At 61.8% G+C, this 16671-nt stretch carries 11 protein-coding genes and 3 pseudogenes; 8 read left to right on the forward strand and 6 right to left on the reverse strand.

Annotated elements, in window-relative coordinates; all coding sequences use genetic code 11:
• Window positions 1-8 precede the first annotated feature (8 nt).
• A pseudogene (locus NKH12_RS30600) lies at window positions 9-597 on the forward strand (hemerythrin domain-containing protein).
• 3 nt (window positions 598-600) lie between these two features.
• Here NKH12_RS30600 and NKH12_RS13915 read toward each other — a convergent pair.
• A complete protein-coding gene (locus NKH12_RS13915; RefSeq protein WP_352953636.1) occupies window positions 601-1188 on the reverse strand; it encodes a DedA family protein in 588 nt (195 codons plus the stop codon).
• Complete coding sequence (locus tag NKH12_RS13920) at window positions 1185-1748, reverse strand: DUF1003 domain-containing protein (protein ID WP_352953637.1); 564 nt, start codon at window positions 1746-1748, stop codon at window positions 1185-1187. Before NKH12_RS13920 ends, NKH12_RS13915 begins: the two co-directional genes overlap by 4 nt.
• A gap of 86 nt (window positions 1749-1834) precedes the next feature.
• Here NKH12_RS13920 and NKH12_RS13925 point away from each other — a divergent pair, with 86 nt between their 5' ends.
• From NKH12_RS13925 to gltX, 5 genes and pseudogenes are all read left to right on the forward strand, one after another.
• A complete protein-coding gene (locus NKH12_RS13925) occupies window positions 1835-2548 on the forward strand; it encodes a DNA-3-methyladenine glycosylase I (RefSeq protein WP_352953638.1) in 714 nt (237 codons plus the stop codon).
• Window positions 2549-2665: 117 nt separating this feature from the next.
• On the forward strand, window positions 2666-4378 hold the full coding sequence (locus tag NKH12_RS13930) for an NAD+ synthase (RefSeq protein WP_352953639.1): 1713 nt from the start codon (window positions 2666-2668) through the stop codon (window positions 4376-4378).
• 67 nt (window positions 4379-4445) lie between these two features.
• Window positions 4446-4859: a GNAT family N-acetyltransferase gene (locus tag NKH12_RS13935; RefSeq protein ID WP_352953640.1), complete on the forward strand. Its 414-nt coding sequence runs from the start codon at window positions 4446-4448 to the stop codon at window positions 4857-4859.
• A 492-nt stretch (window positions 4860-5351) separates the two neighbouring features.
• A pseudogene (locus NKH12_RS13940) lies at window positions 5352-7158 on the forward strand (ABC transporter ATP-binding protein).
• 235 nt (window positions 7159-7393) lie between these two features.
• A complete protein-coding gene (gene gltX, locus NKH12_RS13945; protein ID WP_352953641.1) occupies window positions 7394-8767 on the forward strand; it encodes a glutamate--tRNA ligase in 1374 nt (457 codons plus the stop codon).
• Here gltX and NKH12_RS13950 read toward each other — a convergent pair.
• From NKH12_RS13950 to NKH12_RS13965, 4 genes are all read right to left on the reverse strand, one after another.
• Window positions 8685-9899 (reverse strand): DUF2865 domain-containing protein, encoded by a 1215-nt coding sequence (locus tag NKH12_RS13950; protein ID WP_352953642.1) that lies wholly within the window; start codon window positions 9897-9899, stop codon window positions 8685-8687. The two genes, gltX and NKH12_RS13950, sit on opposite strands and share 83 nt — an antisense overlap.
• An 80-nt stretch (window positions 9900-9979) precedes the next feature.
• Window positions 9980-12304: an NADP-dependent malic enzyme gene (locus NKH12_RS13955; RefSeq protein WP_352953643.1), complete on the reverse strand. Its 2325-nt coding sequence runs from the start codon at window positions 12302-12304 to the stop codon at window positions 9980-9982.
• 996 nt (window positions 12305-13300) lie between these two features.
• Window positions 13301-13660 carry a hypothetical protein gene (locus tag NKH12_RS13960; protein WP_352953644.1) on the reverse strand — a complete coding sequence of 120 codons (360 nt, stop codon included), beginning with the start codon at window positions 13658-13660 and terminating at the stop codon, window positions 13301-13303.
• Between the two features lie 82 nt (window positions 13661-13742).
• Window positions 13743-14522, reverse strand: coding sequence for an SDR family oxidoreductase (locus NKH12_RS13965; RefSeq protein ID WP_352953645.1), 780 nt, complete (start codon window positions 14520-14522; stop codon window positions 13743-13745).
• A gap of 118 nt (window positions 14523-14640) precedes the next feature.
• Here NKH12_RS13965 and NKH12_RS13970 point away from each other — a divergent pair, with 118 nt between their 5' ends.
• Together NKH12_RS13970 and NKH12_RS13975 are read left to right on the forward strand one after the other, a co-directional pair.
• The gene (locus NKH12_RS13970; RefSeq protein ID WP_502910796.1) at window positions 14641-15462 is read left to right on the forward strand and encodes a UDP-2,3-diacylglucosamine diphosphatase; all 822 of its coding nucleotides are present in this window, start codon (window positions 14641-14643) and stop codon (window positions 15460-15462) included.
• Window positions 15463-15589: 127 nt separating this feature from the next.
• Window positions 15590-16671 (forward strand): annotated as a pseudogene (locus tag NKH12_RS13975) (MFS transporter); the annotation flags it as partial.

A 16671-nucleotide genomic window follows, 5' to 3' on the forward strand; every position in this document is an offset into this window, starting at 1 on the left:
AGACCGTAATGGGTGAAGGTGCCGATTTTCTGCTGCTCGAGCGGGCAGGCCTGCCGGACGATCTGCGCTGGCTGACCGAAAAATACCCGCGCGAGGTCTGGCAGGGCCACACCAACATCCATGGCATGGCCACTATGTGGCTGCAGCGGCACGACATGTTCCGCGAGCTCGGCGGCATGCTGACCAACGGCATCGGCGACTATCGCGAGGGCAGGCTGACGGCGCCGGAGTTCGCGCGCTGGTCCGCGCCGCGCCTCAACCATTTTCTCGGTCATCTCGACGGTCACCATAACGTCGAGGACAATCATTATTTCCCGGTATTCGCCAAAGCTGAGGTCCGGCTGAAGCGCGGCTTCGAGATTCTCGATGCAGATCATCACACGATCCATGAGGGGCTGGAGGCGCAATGCCGAGGCCGCAAACGCCTTCATCCGCACGCTTCAGGAGAGCGAGGACAAGCAGCGCTTTGCCGCCGATGCCTATGCCGACGAGAACAGCCGGCTGATCGCCATGCTGACCCGGCACCTTGCCGATGAGGAAGACCTGATCATTCCGCTGATCCTTGATCGCGGCGACCGGGCGCTCGGCATCGACTGATCCTCACGTCTCCTTGCTACGCTCCTTTTTGGCAATGTGATGAGCGACTAACCAGGCAAGGACGGCCACGCCCAACGCAATCGCCAGCGCGATCAGCAATCGCTCGTGACGAGCCAACGCCTGGCCGACGATGCGCTCCGCGCCCAGCCCGAACACATAGCCGATGGTGGTGAACAATCCGGCCCAGACTATGGATGAAATGACGTTGAGAATGACAAAGCGCGTCACGGCAATGCCTGACAATCCGGCCGCGATGCCGCCGACAAGGCGCAGGCCGTAAATGAAGCGGTTCGACAGCACGAAAATGTCGGGATGGTTGGAGACGAGACGATAGGCGTGACTGAAGCCTGGCCGACCTCTCAATTTAATCACGAGCGGATGATCGGCGAAGCTCCGTCCGAGGGTGAAGAAGAAAGTGTCGCCGACAAAGGCGCCGATGGAGGCCGCCAGAAACGCCTGCCACAGGACGAAGACATGCTGATGCGCGAAAAACCCGCCAAGGAGGGCGGCACTTTCGCCCTCGGCGACACAGCCCAGAAAGACGGCAATCAGCCCATATTGTGCGATGAGATTATGGATGGCATCCGTCATGGACGCGTCCGCTGCTTCGACAGAATCTCGTCGATGCGCTTCACCTGCTCGGCCAGCCGGGCGATCTCGTCGCGCATGCCGATGATCTGGCTGTGGCGTAGTTCGTCGAGCTTTTCATGCAGCGCCATGATCTCGATCTCGGCCTTGAGATTGACCTCGTAGTCGTGCGCGGCATCGATACGATCGCGCTCGGTCTGGCGGTTTTGCGCCATCATGATCACCGGCGCCTGCAGGGCAGCGACCATGGAAAGCACGAGGTTGAGGAAGATGAAGGGATAGGGATCGAAGGCGTCGCGCGTCAAAAGCCAGACATTGCCCGCCGTCCACAGGATCAGGAAGGCAATGAATGTCAGGATGAAGGACCACGAGCCGCCGATCCGGGCGATGGTGTCGGCCAGGCGGTCGCCAAAGGTCTGGTGAAAGGCGAGGGCCTTGTTGGTATCCTTGGAGATCGTGGTGCGCTCGAGCGTTGATTGCAGCACCCGGTTTTCAGGTGCGCTGAGGCCCTCCGGCTTTCGCTTCAGCCAACGGTTCGCCAGTTCCTCGATCGTCTTGTTCATCGTCGACTCCGTCGTCAGCGATAGAGGTAGAGGCTACTGGTTCGCACGGGAAGTGGTAGATTGACGCGATTAGGTGAGGAAAAACAATGATGGATTTTCAGAAAATCCGCGCCCGCGCGGCCAAACGCAAGGGCGGGGAAGCGGCGCTGGCGTCGCTGCTGGGACCTATGCCCGACAATGCCGCGGTGGCGGACATTACCGACGACCGCATCCTCTCGACCATGGCCGAGCGTGTTTTCGCCGCTGGTTTTGTCTGGCGTGTCATCGAGCAGAAATGGCCTGGTTTCGAAGAAGCGTTCCTCCGCTTCGAGCCGAAGCGGCTGTTGTTCCAGCCCGATGATTTCTGGCACGATCTGACAGCCGACGAGCGAATCGTGCGCAATCCGCAGAAGATCAAATCCGTCCGCGACAACGCGGCTTTCGTCGAGCGGGTGTCGAAGGAGCATGGCGGCTTCGGTAAGTTCCTCGCCGATTGGCCTGAAGACGACCAGGTCGGGCTGATGGCCTATCTCGCCAAGCATGGCAGTCGGCTCGGCGGCAACACCGGCCAGTATTTTTTGCGTTGGTTGGAATGGGACGCCTTCATCGTCTCAACCGACATGGCGGTCGCGCTGCGCGACGCCGACCTGGACATCGCCGAAAGCCTGACCTCCAAGAGGGATCTCGACAAGATCCAGAGCCAGATCAATGCCTGGGCGGCGCAAACCAGCCTGCCGCGCCGGCATATTTCGCGCATTCTGGCGATGTCGATCGGCGAGAACCACTCGCCGGAGGCACTGCGCGAATATATGGGCGAATAGGCCTGATCGGTATCCGGCGGTCCGATCGGTCTGACACGAATGACATGTGTCATTCGGTCTGGGTGGTCCAAATGATCGCCATTGCCCGGCGAATTCTGGCGCGCTAAGTCAGCAGGCATGACCGACCAGACCGCTTCCGACATATTGCGCATCGCCGTCGCCCAGCTCAATCCGACGGTTGGCGACGTCGCCGGCAATCTCGCCAAGGCGCGCGAGGCGAGGGCGGACGCTGCCCGCCAGGGCGCCGACCTCGTGCTGTTCACCGAGCTTTTCCTTGCTGGGTATCCGCCCGAGGATCTGGTGCTGAAGCCGGCGTTCCTGAAGGCCTGCGAGCGGGCAGCGCAGGATTTCGCCGGCGATACCGCCGATGGCGGGCCGGGCGTCTTCATCGGCACGCCGCTGAAGCGCAAGAGCGGCACGCACAATTCAATCATTTTCGCCGATGGCGGCAAGATACTTGCAGAGCGCTACAAGCTCGATTTGCCGAATTACGGCGAATTCGACGAGAAGCGCGTCTTCCAGGCCGGCCCTGAAATGCAGGGGCCGGTCAATTTCCGCGGCGTGCGCCTGGGAATTCCGATCTGCGAAGACATTTGGGGCGACGTCGGCATCTGCGAGACGCTGGCCGAAAGCGGTGCGGAGATCCTGCTGGTGCCGAACGGCTCGCCCTATTATCGCGGCAAGGTCGATGTCCGCCAACAGGTTGTCATCCGCCAGGTCATCGAATGCGGATTGCCGATCATCTATGCCAATCAGCTTGGCGGCCAGGACGAACTGATCTTCGACGGTGCATCCTTTGCCATCGGCGCCGACAAGACGCTGGCCTTTCAGATGAGCCAGTTCGAGGAGACGGTCAACGTCACCACCTGGAAGCGCAACCGCGCCGCAGGCGCGCAAAATGGAAATGATTCTGATGGCTGGGTCTGCTCCGAAGGGCCGATGTCGAAAATCCCGGAAAAGGAGGAGGCCGATTATCGCGCCTGCATGCTGGGCCTGCGCGACTACGTCAACAAGAACGGCTTCAAGAACGTGGTGCTCGGCCTTTCCGGCGGCATCGATTCGGCGATCTGCGCAGCGCTTGCCGTCGATGCGCTCGGCGAGGAGCGGCTGCGCGCCGTGATGATGCCTTATCGCTATACCTCGAAGGATTCACTGAAGGATGCCGAGGACTGTGCCCGCGCGCTCGGCTGCCGCTATGACATCGTGCCGATCTTCGAGCCGGTCGAGGGATTTCTGCATACGCTGACGCAGCTTTTCGAGGGCACCAAGGAAGGCATCACCGAAGAAAACCTGCAGAGCCGCGCGCGCGGCACCATTTTGATGGCGATCTCCAACAAGTTCGGCTCGATGGTGGTCACCACCGGCAACAAGAGCGAGATGTCGGTGGGCTACGCCACGCTCTACGGCGACATGAATGGCGGCTTCAACCCGATAAAGGACCTCTACAAGATGCAGGTTTATGCGCTATCGCGCTGGCGCAATACGCATGTGCCGCCGGGCGCGCTGGGCCCCTCCGGCGAGGTGATCCCGAACAACATCATCGACAAGGCGCCGTCGGCTGAACTGCGCGAGAACCAGACAGATCAGGATTCGCTGCCGCCCTATCCGGTGCTGGACGACATCTTGGAGTGTCTGGTCGAAAACGAGATGGGGGTCGACGAGATCGTTGCCCGCGGCCATGACCGGGCAACGGTGACGCGCGTCGAGCACCTGCTCTACATCGCCGAATACAAGCGCCGGCAGGCAGCGCCCGGCGTGAAGATCACCAAAAAGAATTTCGGCCGCGACCGCCGTTATCCCATCACCAACCGGTTCAGGGATGGCGGGTAAGCGCCGTTTCTCGCTCCTGTGAAATGGCTGCTGAAATGGCTGTGGCCGGACGATCAGTGGGACAGCCATGCCTGACTGTGAAATCAGCTTCGACGTGTCACGGATCGACTTCCGGGCAACCTCCGACCTGTTGATGGCAAGCTACTGGGGCAGCGGGCGCAGCGACGAAGTTCACCGCCGCGCCTTCGCAAACTCGCTTTGCGTCGGCGCCTATGCCGACGGCAAGCAGATCGGCTTCGGCCGGGCGATCACCGACCGCACGGTGTTTGCCTATCTGGCCGACGTCATCATCTGGCCGGAATTTCGCGGGCGAGGCATCGGCACGCGGCTTGTCCAGGCGCTTATCGATCATCCTGATTGCAAGACAGTGACGCACTGGAGCCTGTCGACCAACGATGCCCACGCGGTTTACGAAAAACTTGGCTTCAGGCCGTCCACCGATGGCCGCTACATGCGGCTCGATCGTATTCCGGCAGCCTGAGCGGACGACGACGGCGCACAACCCGCGATTGTTGCAAAATCGTCTCACCGGTTGGACCAGATGCGCTTTTGGTCGCTCTCTGGCTTGGCGACGCGTTGAGGCATCTCTATAAGACCGGTTCCGCGATTCCTACGCATCGCCCGAAAATCGGCATCGATTTTCGGAAAGCACGATGCGCCGATTCAAAGTTGGAGCGTACTTTGTGCGTCCAAATGGACGCACGTCGCTCTAATGGGAGGACCGAATGGCAGGATTTGACATCGTTATGCGAGGCCGCGAAGCCTAGGTCTCAGACGGCGCGCCGGAAGGTTTTCACCTTCATAGCCAAGCCCGTCTGACAACAGGCCTTCGTCGATGCCGGTCGCCGCCCGTCTTCGGGCGAGCCGCCAAATATGCCGAACCTCCGCATTCCTGGGTGCTAACTCGCCCAACGCGGTTTCTTCAATTTTTCGACTTTACCGGGACCGGGCTCGTTTGCGCCCGAATGACATCATGGCTCGTTTTCAGATCGATTTGCGCGCGGGCGCCTTTCGCAGCGTCCTTGGCTTCACGCTCAGCCATTGGCGGCGCCAGCCGTGGCGGCTTTCGCTCATCATGGGCACGTTCCTGCTGTCGACCTTGGCCGACGTGCTGACGCCACTCTACTCCGGCCGGCTGGTCGACGCCGTTGCCAGCAGTGCCGCGGCCGACGCTGTCGCGTGGAATGCGGCGATGGCGGCGTTTTCGATGCTGGTGGCGCTGGCGCTCACCGGTGTTGTGCTGCGCAACCTCGCCTTCATGGCCATCGTCGAGCTGACCCTGAAGATGATGGCGGATATCGCAGCCGACGCGTTCCATCGCGTCCAGCGCTTCTCCACCGACTGGCACGCCAACAGCTTCGCCGGATCGACCGTGCGCAAGATAACCCGCGGCATGTGGGCGCTCGACCTGCTCAACGACACGATCCTGATCGCGCTGCTGCCGTCCGTCGTCATGCTTGTCGGCTCGACGCTGCTGCTCGGCTGGTTCTGGCCGCTGATGGGTGCTGTCGTTGCCGCAGGTTCGGTGCTGTTCATCGCGGTTACGGCGCTGCTGTCGCTTGGCTATGTCGCGCCTGCGGCAAGGCTCGCCAACGCATGGGACACACGCCTGGGCGGCTCGCTGGCCGATGCAGTGAGCTGCAACGCGGTGGTCAAGGGTTTTGGCGCCGAGGAACGCGAGGAAACGCGCCTTGCCAAGGTCGTCGCCAGATGGCGCGCCCGCACGCGCCGCACCTGGGTGCGCGGCACCGTCAACGGCACCACGCAAGGGTCGATGCTGCTGCTTCTGAGAACAGCGGTGATCGGATTTTTCGCTGCTTTTGTGGTCGTGGGGGCAGGCGGGCGCCGGCGATGTCACCTTCGTGCTGACCTCGTTCTTCGTGCTGCAAGGCTATTTGCGCGACATCGGCACGCATATCCGCAATTTGCAGCGCTCGATCAACGACATGGAGGAATTGGTCGACTTCCAGTCCGAGCCACTCGGCATCGAGGATGTGCCCGGCGCCAAGCCGATCCGTATCACCAACGGCCGCATCAGCTTCGACAACGTCATCTTCCATTATGGCAGCCACCGACTGCCGCTCTATCGCGACTTTTCGGTGGACATCGCGCCGGGCGAACGCGTCGGGCTGGTCGGCCATTCGGGCTCGGGTAAGACGACCTTCGTCAAGCTGATCCAGCGCCTTTACGACGTGAACGCGGGAACGATCCTGATCGACGGCCAGGATATTGCTGGGGTGACGCAGGCGTCGCTGCGCGGGCAGATCGCCATCGTCCAGCAGGAGCCGATCCTGTTTCACCGGTCGCTGGCCGAAAACATCGCCTATGCCCGGCCGAGCGCCACGCAGGCCGAGATCGAGCACGCGGCACGGCTGGCAAGCGCGCACGACTTCATCGTCGGCCTGCCGAAAGGCTATGGCACGCTGGTCGGCGAGCGCGGCGTGAAACTATCGGGCGGCGAGCGCCAGCGCGTGGCGATCGCGCGGGCTTTCCTTGCCGATGCGCGGATACTCATTCTGGACGAGGCGACATCCAGCCTCGATTCGGAATCGGAGGTGCTGATCCAGCAGGCGATGGAGCGGTTGATGGTCGGCCGCACGACGCTCGTCATCGCGCACCGGCTTTCGACGGTGCGGGCGCTGGACAGGCTTCTGGTGTTCGATCGCGGCCGCATCGTCGAGGAGGGCCCGCACGATCAACTGATCCGGCTGCAGGGCGGCATCTACCGCCGGCTGTTCGAGCGCCAGGCGCTTGAGTTGACCAAGGGGCTGGCGATCTGACACTTACAGCGCCGTGTGTCCATTAGAGCGACGTGCGTCCACTTGGACGCACAAAGTACGCTCGAACACTTTGAATCTGCGCATCGTGCTTTCCGAAAATCGGTTCCGATTTCGGGCCGATGCGCTAGGACGCGCGGCGCTTCCGCCTTTTCATCGCCTTCGTCATGTTCTATGTCTGCGGCCAAGCGCGGGGGCGTGTCTTGTCAACAGCAAAACCTTCCGGTACGCCCCGTTCATGACAGTTACCGTTCGTTTCGCCCCATCACCCACCGGCCGCATTCATATCGGCAATGCCCGCACTGCGCTGTTCAACTGGCTGTTCGCCATGAACAACAAGGGCCGCTTCATCCAGCGCTTCGACGACACCGATGTCTCCCGCTCGACGCAGGAATTCTCCGACGCCATCCTCTACGACCTGCATTGGCTGGGCATTTTTCCGGACGCCACCGAGTACCAGTCACGGCGCTTCGAGATCTACGATGCGGCGATGGAGAAGTTGAAGGCGGCGCGCCTTCTTTATGCTTGTTACGAAACACCGGAAGAGCTCGATCTCAGGCGCAAGGTGCGGCGCACGCGCGGCCTGCCGCCGGTCTACGGCCGCGAAGCGCTGACGCTGACGCCTGAGCAGATCGCCGAATACCAGTCCGATGGCCGCCGGCCGCATTGGCGCTTTCTGCTGCCCAATTTCACCAGCGACCCGCTGCAGCCGGAGCGCACCGAAATCCACTGGAACGATCTGGTGCGCGGCGAGGAAACCGTCGACCTTGCCTCGCTTTCCGACCCGGTTCTGATGCGCGAGGACGGGACTTATCTCTATACTCTGCCCTCGGTAGTCGACGACATCGAGATGGGCGTCAGCCATGTCATCCGTGGCGACGACCACGTCACCAATACCGGCGTGCAGATCGCCCTGTTCCAGGCAATGGGTGCCGAGCCGCCAGTGTTCGGCCACCACAATCTATTGACCACCGCATCGGGCGAGGGCCTGTCGAAGAGGAGCGGCGCGCTGTCCATCGAAAGCCTGCGGGAGACCGGCATCGAGCCGATGGCCGTCGCCTCGCTGGCGGTGCTTGTCGGCACCTCGGAAAACGTCGTGGCGGTGCCTGATATGACCGAGCTTGCCCGGCGCTTCGATCCGGCCGCGACCTCGAAATCCGCCGCCAAATTCGACCCGGACGAGCTCTTCGTGCTCAACCGCACGCTGCTGCACCATATGCCGTTTTCCGAGGCGCGCGACAGGCTGATCGTGCTCGGCGTTTCCGGCGAACAGGCCGAGCCTTTCTGGCTGGCGGTCCGCGGCAATCTCGACAGGCTGGCCGATGCAGCAATCTGGTGGCGCACACTTCGCGACGGCCCGCAGGAGCAGCCGGACTTTTCCGACATCGACCGCGATTTCCTTCGCCAGGCGTTCGACCTTTTGCCGGAAGACCCCTGGAACGGGTCGGTCTGGAAGGAGTGGACGGGCAGGATCAGGGAAGTGACCGGCCGCAAGGGCAAGGCGCTGTTCATGCCGCTCAGGCTGGCGCTTACGGGGCAGCATTCGGGGCCGGAGCTTGCAGATCTCTTGCCGCTGCTGGGTCGGGAAGGAACGTTGGCCCGACGACCCTGACCTTGCGCTGTTCCGGAGGTGGTAAGGTCGTCGGCGAGGGTTTGACGGCGAGGCGCTTGATGGCTTCGCGATCGAGCCCGCCTTCGACATTAGCCAAAGTCTCGGGGTCGGCGCCTGGATCGGGTTTGGCGACAGGCACCGGATTGAGCGGCGTGGTCTCTACATCGGCCTCGGTCTGTTCGGGGCTTGGCGGATTGCCGGCAATGATCTCGAAGTTCTGTGCAGCGTTGCAGCCGCAGGCCGGCAGGCGAGACGTTTCGGGCTGCTTGTAGAGATAGGCGGTCGGCAGTTCGCTGTAGGGCCTGCCGGTTACCGAAGACGTCATGTCAGCCGAATCGTCGCCTATGCCGCGCGTATAAAACACCTGCATCTCGGTGCCGGGGCAGCTTGAATCGCAATTCTTCTGGTCGCGCTCGAAATCGCCCAGCGAGGCGGCATTCGACATCGGGAAGAAATAGCCGTCGCAGGTGCGCACGCACATTGTGCGGAATTCGCCGCCAAGGCGCGGCAGGTCCATGCCGTCTGGCTGATTGATCATGCCATCGGGCTGATTGATCATGGCGCGGACACCGCGTTCTTGGTCGGGATCGCTCGGCTCGTCCAGCGCATCGGGCTGACTTCTGGCGTCGCCCAAAAGCCGATCGAGCAGACTTCCTTTGCCGTTTTCACGGTTTGCTTCGAGGACAGGCGCACGCCTCGGAACTATAGTGTTGTCGCGGCAGCCGTTCGCATCGAGCGAAGCCAATATGCGCGCGCGATCGCGGCGCGAGCCGCCGCCGGCGAGCTGCGCGCGCTTGGCCTGCAAGTCATCGAGATTGGCGTTCATGCGCTCGAGCGTGGCCTCGAGTGCGGCGCAAGCGTTGCGATTGCGGCCGAGCAGCGAAAAGCCGCAGCCGGCGCTATCGGACTGGCGGCCTGCCTTTGAAATCTGCTCGCGCTGCCGCACGATCGCGTCCTCGTATTTCCGGAGCAGGGCCGGCTTGCCGCCGCCACCGCGCGAAGCGGCCGCGAGATCGGCCTCCAGCTGGCGGCAAACACCGGAGGCGGCCTGCAGCTCAGTGACGGCAAAGCCTGATAACGCCACGGCGAGCAGCGCCGCGGCACGCGTCAGCTTCCACCCTCCGCCCGTCATTCGCCGTGAACTCCGTTTAACCGCCCGCCGCGAAAGCTACCGCTTTGCAGTTATTACTTAGCTTACCGCGAAAGGCCGTTTTAGCCCAGATTTACGACCGCCTGCGCCTTGTGGGCCGCTTCGACCACGGCAAGCGCGGTCATGTTGACGACGCCGCGTGACGTCACCGACGGCGTCAGTATATGTGCCGGCCTGTCGGTGCCGAGCAGGATCGGTCCGACATGCAGCGCGTCCATCATCGCGCGCAGCGCGGTGAGCGTGATGTTCGCCGAATCGAGATTGGGGAAGACCAGCAGATTGGCTTCGCCTTTCAGCCGCGAATGCGGATAGACGCGCTGGCGCAGCTGCTCCGACAGAGCCGAGTCGGCATGCATCTCGCCGTCGCATTGCAGGTCTGGCGCGATGCACGCCAGGATCGCCGCTGCCTGCCGCATCTTGAGTGCGCTTGGCGAATCGCGTGAGCCGAAATCCGAATGCGACAGCAGGGCGGCCTTGGGCTCGATGCCGAAGCGCTGGATTTCTTCGGCCGCCAGCACCGTCATCTCGGCGATCTCCTCCGCCGTCGGATCGACGGTGACATGGGTATCGGTGAGGAAAATGATGCCGCGCTGCGAGATCAGCATGGAAAGTGTCGACAGGTCGTGATCCTTGATACCGGCGCGCGGGCCGATGATCAGGGTGACATTGCGCAAATGCCGCTCGAAACGTCCTTCCAGGCCGCAGACCATGGCGTCGGCGTCGCCACGCTTGAGGGCAAGTGCGGCGATCACCGTGTTGTCGGTGCGCACCATGGTGCGCGCGGCCTCCGTCGTGACGCCACGCCGGCCAGCGAGTTCGATTAAAAGGTCGACGTAGTGGCGATAACGGGGATCGTCCTCGGGATTGATCAGACCGAAATCGACGCCCGGCTTGATGCGCAATCCGTAACGTTTCAGCCTGACTTCGATGACATGCGGGCGGCCGATCAGGATTGGCTCGGCGATGCCTTCTTCCAGCACCACCTGGGCGGCACGCAGCACGCGTTCATCCTCGCCGTCGGCATAGATGACGCGCTTGGCATTCGACGTCTTGGCCATCGTGAACACCGGCTTCATGACCAGGCCGGAGCGGAAGACAAAGCGGTTCAGCGTGTCGATATAAGCGGCAAAGTCGGTGATCGGCCGCGTCGCGACGCCGGTGTCGCAGGCGGCTTTGGCCACCGCCGGAGCGATGCGCAGGATCAGCCTGGGATCGAAGGGCGAGGGGATCAGGAAATCGGGCCCGAAGATCGGCGTTTCGCCAGAATAGGCGCGGGCGGCGACATCCGACGGCTCTTCGCGGGCAAGGGCCGCGATCGCCCGCACCGCGGCCATCTTCATCTCTTCGTTGATGGCGCTGGCGCCGCAGTCCAGTGCGCCACGGAAAATGTAAGGAAAACAAAGTACATTATTGACTTGATTGGGAAAATCGGAGCGGCCCGTGCAGATCATCGCGTCGGGTCGCGCCGCCCGGGCCGCTTCCGGCATGATCTCGGGATTGGGGTTGGCCAGCGCCAGGATCAGCGGTTTTGGCGCCATGTGCTGGAGCAATTCCGGTTTCAGTACGCCGGCGGCCGAAAGACCTAGGAACACGTCGGCGCCCGGCAGCACATCGGCCAGCGTGCGCGCCTCGGTGTCCTTCACATAGGGGTCCTTCCAGCGGTCCATCTCATCAACGCGGCCCTTGTAGGCGACGCCGAAACGGTCGGTGACCCAGATGTTTTCGATGCGCGCGCCCAGCAAAACCAGCAAGTTGAGGCAGGCAAGGGCCGCTGCCCCGGCGCCGGAGGTGACGATCTTGATGTCGGAAATCGTCTTGCCGGCAAATTCCAGCCCGTTGAGCACGGCGGCGGCGACGATGATCGCAGTGCCGTGCTGGTCGTCGTGGAAGACCGGTATGGCCATGCGGGCTTTCAGCCGTTCCTCGACCTCAAAGCATTCTGGCGCCTTGATGTCCTCGAGGTTGATGCCGCCGAAGGTCGGCTCCAGCGCCGAGATCGTCTCGACCATGCGCTCGATATCAGGCGCGTCGATCTCGATGTCGAAGACGTCGATGCCGGCGAACTTCTTGAACAGCACCGCCTTGCCTTCCATCACCGGCTTGGACGCCAGCGGTCCGATATTGCCGAGGCCGAGCACCGCCGAACCATTGGAGACGACGCCAACCAGATTGGCGCGCGCCGTGTAGTCGGCGGCCGCCGCCGGATTGTCGCGGATTTCCAGACAGGGCGCCGCGACGCCGGGCGAATAGGCGAGCGCCAGGTCGCGCTGGTTGCCGAGCGGCTTGGTTGCCTGGATTTCAAGCTTTCCAGGCCGTGGGTGCTTGTGAAAATAGAGGGCGGCTTCGTCGAGGTCCGAGCGGGCTGCTTTTTTGTTGTCGCCTTCCATGCCGGCCGCTCCTCAGTTCAGTCCGTTTGCTGTTTTGAGTCTCTTAGCATGCAGCCGTGGCTTTTCGAGAGGTGATGTGTCGCAAAGCGCGACGCTTATGGCTTTGCACCGCCGCCCTGCCTGTGCAGTCTGCCATTGAAATGTTGGGACGACGGGCGGGGTGCTGCGGCGAGCTGCGACGCCGAATGTCTGCTTCGGTTGGTTTGCGGACGATTAGGTATTCTTTCACTAGTCCGCTGTGGCGCTGTTGCTCTCATAAAGTGCACGAAAGAAACTTTTAGAATAGCGGTCGTACCACACGGCAGCCCCCTCACCGACAAGTCGCTCTGTCGACGACACCCTACGCCGATGTCCAGATGGGTAAGCTTTGGGGTCGCATCCGAAAACCTGAGATACATATATGCAAACACCGCAATGTGACGTTTACCCATTGATAAGGAACGATTTTCAATCGCCACCACGGCAGACTGGACTGTCGCGAAATCCTCTAGCCTAACCGCTCGTTCTAGACGAACGAAGTCAAGGAACAATCTCCTGTCGGTAATTGCAAGGTTGCCGTCCGCCGTGTTTCGAACACCGTGTGACAGCAGTTTTTGCTTAACAAAGCGATAGATAGAAGACGCCATCCGCCGGTCTCATTTTCGGTTGCGAGGCAGGACATAGCATGCGGATTAACCCTAGTCCTTGTGAACTGAGCGCCGTTTTGAGCATAATGTCGTCGTGTCTCGGCTGGCCTGAGGGCGCCCGTAACGGGTCGAAAGCGGTCAGGGGAAACGCGTATTTTTGTCTCGCTCCTGCCATTCAAGAAGTCCGGCCGCTCTTATCCGCTCGATACGGCGGATGGCGTGACAAATTGATTTCGCCGCATATGGCAGGTTTTCAGGAGCCTGCAGGTGACGAAGATAGCTACGCGCTGCCGCAAGCGACGTGCGCCAAATCTCTTCAGAGGCGTATTCCGTACCCACAGTTATGATCCATGCTCTTCCGATAAAGACGCTACGCTCCCGTCGAAAGGCGGCTCCGCAGGGCTCGCACATCTTCTCGCGAAAGGCGCGCGCTCTCGTCTGACAGGAAGAACAGAACCTCCGAGACGCCATCGTCCGCAAAGATCAGTGCATCGGCAATGTAAGCGGCTGCTTGGACCGGTAGGATGCCGTCCGCCAGCCGACTAACCAGCACATCCACATGTCGACGATTAATTATCGTATCTGGCCCGTCAGTGATGATGACATGCCCCACGCAGCCAAGCGTAGTCGTGGCGGTCACGCACGCGGTCACCTCGGTTTCAATCTCCTGCCAAAGCTCGTCGGGCGGTTTCTCGCCGTTGAGGAAGGCTATGAGAGACGAGTGTTGCATTGCGGACCTTATGCCTACGGCTCCAACGTTCGCAATGTCCTTCCCCGCCGTTCATGCGGGTGCCAAACCTTGGATTCCACCACTAAAACGCGCTGACATAGAGGCCGCCATCGACCGGTATGTTCTGCCCGGTCAGGTAGCCGGCATGAACCGAGCACAGGAAGGCGCAGATCTGGCCGAATTCCTCCGGCGTGCCGAGCCGCTTGGCCGGAACGTTGGCTGCTGCCTGGGTCTTGCGTGCGGCGGCGGCAGCCGGATCTTCCGGCGTGCCGGCTTCATGCGGAGGGCGCAGCCGGTCGGTGTCGAGCTTGCCCGGCAGCATGTTGTTGATCGTCACATTGCGGTCGATCACCGTCCGCGCGACGCCGGCAAGGAACGAAGTCAGGCCGGCGCGCGCGCCGGACGACAGATCGAGGCCGGGAATGGGAACATAGACCGACAACGAGGTGATGTTGACGATGCGTCCGAAGCCGCGCTCCGCCATGCCGTCGATGACAGCCTGGACCAGTTCGACTGGGGTCACCATGTTCTGGATGACGCCTTCGAGGATCTTTTCTCGGTTGAGCTCGCGGAAATCGCGAAGCGGCGGTCCGCCATTGTTGTTGACGAGGATATCGGGATCGGGACAGGCGGCAAGCAGCGCCTTCTGCACCTCGGGCTTCGACACGTCGCCGACGATTTCGGTCACCTCGACGCCAAATCTTTCGTGCAGTTCGGCGGCGGTCTTCGCCAATTGGTCGGCGTTGCGCCCGTTGACGACCAGATCGCAACCGGCCTCGGCCAGCGCCATGGCGCAACCGCGCCCAAGTCCCTTGCTCGAAGCACAGACGATGGCCTTTTTTCCGCGTATACCCAGATCCATGGCGATTTCTCCTCTGATTGGCGCGCAACCTACTCTTGAGGCTGGACCAATCGCAACCGTCATACGGTTGTTGCATGAATCGGGGCATAGGCTGCACGAGAGCAACGGTGAGAATCCAATGCCTGGCGCAGAGCCCCGCACTTTCCGCAGCATGTTCATCTCCGACGTCCATCTCGGATCGAAGGCGGCGAAGGCCGAGTTCCTCATCGATTTTCTGCGCCATCACGACGCCGATATCATCTATCTCGTCGGCGACATCGTCGACGGCTGGCGGCTGAGAAGAAGCTGGCATTGGCCGCAGAGCCACAATGACGTCGTCCAGAAATTGCTGCGCAAGGCGCGCAAGGGCGCCAGCATCACCTACATCGCCGGCAATCACGACGAGTTCGCGCGCCAGTTCCAGGGCGTGCATTTCGGCGGCATCGTCGTCGCCGACCGCGCCATTCACGAGACCGCCGACGGCAAACGTCTTCTTGTCATCCATGGCGACCAGTTCGACACTGTCGTCCACAATGCGTGCTGGCTGGCCTATCTTGGCGACTATGCCTACGACGCCGCCATGCTCGTCAATCGCGTGGTGACGCGGCTTCGCCAACTGCTTGGCCTGCCTTATTGGTCGTTTTCGTCCTGGGCCAAGGTCAACGTCAAAAAGGCGGTGAATTTCATCGGCTCGTTCCAGACCATGCTGACCGAGGAAGCGCGCCGCTCGCATGTCGACGGCGTGATCTGCGGTCACATCCACCATGCCGCGATCGAAAATTATGAGGACATGCAATACATCAACACCGGCGACTGGGTGGAGAGTTGCACCGCAGTGGTCGAGCATTTCGACGGCCGGATGGAGATCCTGCACTGGGCGCATGTCCTGCCGGAGGCTCCGGTCGGCAGCGAAGTGCTGGTGCCGATAGACATCAAGGGAAGGGCAGTCCAGGCTGCCTGACCAAACGCGACCTCACCTCACTTTAATCGATAGTCCAGGCGGTTCCGCCGACTTTTTCGGCGTGTTATGGAATTGGCGTGCGCTGCAGCCGACTCGGCCGAACGCCGCGCCGACGGATTGCCTGCTGATGTCCTCCCTGCCGCCGCTTTCGCCCGAACAGCTCGTCAAGCCGGGTCATTTCGAACTGCGCATGGGCCTGATTTTCTTCACGCTTTTCGTGCCGCTGGGGATACATTTGCCATATTTCCCGCTGTGGCTGCAGTCAGAGGGTTTCGATGCCGAGCAGATAGCGGTTATTCTCGCAGCACCAATGTTCCTGCGCGTGGTGACGACGCCATTGCTTACAGCACTGGCCGACAGGGCGAGCGACCGCGCCCATGTCTATGTCGCGATGATGGCCGCATCTGTCGCTGCGTCCGCCGGTTATTTCCTGACGCCGACCTACGCCATGGTGCTCGCCGTTTCGCTGGCGCTCACTGTCGCCTGGACGCCGCATTCGCCGATTGCCGATTCGCTGGCGCTATCGGGGGTACGCCGCTTCCGCTCGAATTATGCAAGCATGCGCAAATGGGGATCGATCTCCTATCTGTGCGCAAATCTTGTGGGCGGCTTCATCCTGTCGGCGACCGGCGCCCAGGCTGTTCCGATGATCATCTTCGTGGCGTTTGGCGCGGCGCTTGTCGTCGCACTGATCGCGCCGCGGCTCGGCCGCCCCCGCCGTGCCTCGCCGCTTTCGGCGGCCGACATCCAGCAATCGGCGCCAAAACTCCTCAACGCCTATTTCCTGTACTTCTCCATCGGCGTCGGCGTCATCACCGCCAGCCATGCGTTTCTCTACGGCTTCGTGTCGATCTACTGGAAATCGATCGGCATCGGTGATCAGGTCGTCGGGCTGCTTTGGGGGTGGGGTGTGGTGGCCGAGATCGGCATGTTCGTGGTCTTTACCCGAGTTTTCGGCTCCTTCTCGGTCGTGTCGATCATGGTGATGGCCGGGATAGGCGCGATCGTGCGCTGGATTGCTTCCCGATGATCTGGCCGCTCGGCCTTGGCGTCGCCGGATTTTTCGCAGTCCAGACGCTGCATGCGGTCTCCGTGGCGCTGGTGCTGATCGGCCTGCAGAAAATGATCGGTGAGTCGGTCGCGGAGGAACGCACCGGGGCCGCGCAAGGCATCGCCTATTTCTCCAACGGCTTTTTCACGGCTGTGGTG

Source organism: Mesorhizobium sp. M1322, from assembly GCF_040318085.1.
GTDB lineage: Bacteria > Pseudomonadota > Alphaproteobacteria > Rhizobiales > Rhizobiaceae > Mesorhizobium.

Excerpts from the sequence above, each read along its gene's own strand:
- NKH12_RS13915 (WP_352953636.1), bottom strand. The coding sequence starts at position 1,188 with ATGACGGATGCCATCCATAATCTCATCGCACAATATGGGCTGATTGCC.
- NKH12_RS13920 (WP_352953637.1), bottom strand. The coding sequence starts at position 1,748 with ATGAACAAGACGATCGAGGAACTGGCGAACCGTTGGCTGAAGCGAAAG.
- NKH12_RS13925 (WP_352953638.1), top strand. The coding sequence starts at position 1,835 with ATGATGGATTTTCAGAAAATCCGCGCCCGCGCGGCCAAACGCAAGGGC.
- NKH12_RS13930 (WP_352953639.1), top strand. The coding sequence starts at position 2,666 with ATGACCGACCAGACCGCTTCCGACATATTGCGCATCGCCGTCGCCCAG.
- NKH12_RS13935 (WP_352953640.1), top strand. The coding sequence starts at position 4,446 with ATGCCTGACTGTGAAATCAGCTTCGACGTGTCACGGATCGACTTCCGG.
- gltX (WP_352953641.1), top strand. The coding sequence starts at position 7,394 with ATGACAGTTACCGTTCGTTTCGCCCCATCACCCACCGGCCGCATTCAT.
- NKH12_RS13950 (WP_352953642.1), bottom strand. The coding sequence starts at position 9,899 with ATGACGGGCGGAGGGTGGAAGCTGACGCGTGCCGCGGCGCTGCTCGCC.
- NKH12_RS13955 (WP_352953643.1), bottom strand. The coding sequence starts at position 12,304 with ATGGAAGGCGACAACAAAAAAGCAGCCCGCTCGGACCTCGACGAAGCC.
- NKH12_RS13960 (WP_352953644.1), bottom strand. The coding sequence starts at position 13,660 with ATGCAACACTCGTCTCTCATAGCCTTCCTCAACGGCGAGAAACCGCCC.
- NKH12_RS13965 (WP_352953645.1), bottom strand. The coding sequence starts at position 14,522 with ATGGATCTGGGTATACGCGGAAAAAAGGCCATCGTCTGTGCTTCGAGC.
- NKH12_RS13970 (WP_502910796.1), top strand. The coding sequence starts at position 14,641 with ATGCCTGGCGCAGAGCCCCGCACTTTCCGCAGCATGTTCATCTCCGAC.